Raw genomic sequence first — 1055 nt, 5'->3', positions numbered from 1 at the left:
TTGGAGAAGTTGCCCCTTGTGTCTTCTGCCCGGTTGGGTGGTTGGTGTGGGGTGTGCGTGTGAATCTTGAGAACTCAACAGCGTGTCAAAAATCGATGCCAATACCTCGTTCTTGGCTGATTGTGGTCTTCATCGTTGTGGTGGGGGCTGTGGTTGGTTGGGAGTGAATTTTTTCCTTTGGTTGACAATGAATCAAACAGCGATTGCGCTGGTTGTTCTTGCTCAGTCATGGTTCAGCCCTTTGTTGGGTTATTGATTGGCTCTGGCATGTCGCCCCGTGTGGGTGGTGTGTTGGGGTTGTGATCATCAACGGAGAGTTTGATCCTGGCTCAGGACGAACGCTGGCGGCGTGCTTAACACATGCAAGTCGAACGGTGAAGCTCAAGCTTGCTTGGGTGGATCAGTGGCGAACGGGTGAGTAACACGTGAGCAACCTGCCCCGGACTCTGGAATAAGCGCTGGAAACGGCGTCTAATACTGGATATGACACCAATCCGCATGGGTATGGTGTGGAAAGTTTTTCGGTCTGGGATGGGCTCGCGGCCTATCAGCTTGTTGGTGAGGTAATGGCTCACCAAGGCGACGACGGGTAGCCGGCCTGAGAGGGCGACCGGCCACACTGGGACTGAGACACGGCCCAGACTCCTACGGGAGGCAGCAGTGGGGAATATTGCACAATGGGCGAAAGCCTGATGCAGCGACGCCGCGTGAGGGATGACGGCCTTCGGGTTGTAAACCTCTTTCAGCAGGGAAGAAGCGAAAGTGACGGTACCTGCAGAAGAAGCACCGGCTAACTACGTGCCAGCAGCCGCGGTAATACGTAGGGTGCGAGCGTTGTCCGGAATTATTGGGCGTAAAGAGCTTGTAGGCGGTTTGTCGCGTCTGCTGTGAAAATCCGGGGCTCAACCCCGGACTTGCAGTGGGTACGGGCAGACTAGAGTGTGGTAGGGGAGACTGGAATTCCTGGTGTAGCGGTGAAATGCGCAGATATCAGGAGGAACACCGATGGCGAAGGCAGGTCTCTGGGCCACTACTGACGCTGAGAAGCGAAAGCA

Annotated in this window: 1 rRNA gene; it reads left to right on the top strand. The window is 55.5% G+C overall.

Annotated features, from left to right (window positions below):
* Positions 1 to 306: 306 nt before the first annotated feature.
* A 16S ribosomal RNA gene (locus tag JAN01S_RS16395) occupies positions 307 to 1055 on the top strand; the annotation flags it as partial.

It is taken from the genome of Janibacter anophelis NBRC 107843, from assembly GCF_001570945.1.
GTDB lineage: Bacteria > Actinomycetota > Actinomycetes > Actinomycetales > Dermatophilaceae > Janibacter > Janibacter anophelis.
Note: the sequence above shows the minus strand (reverse complement) of the source record. Positions and strands in the feature narration are given on the sequence as shown.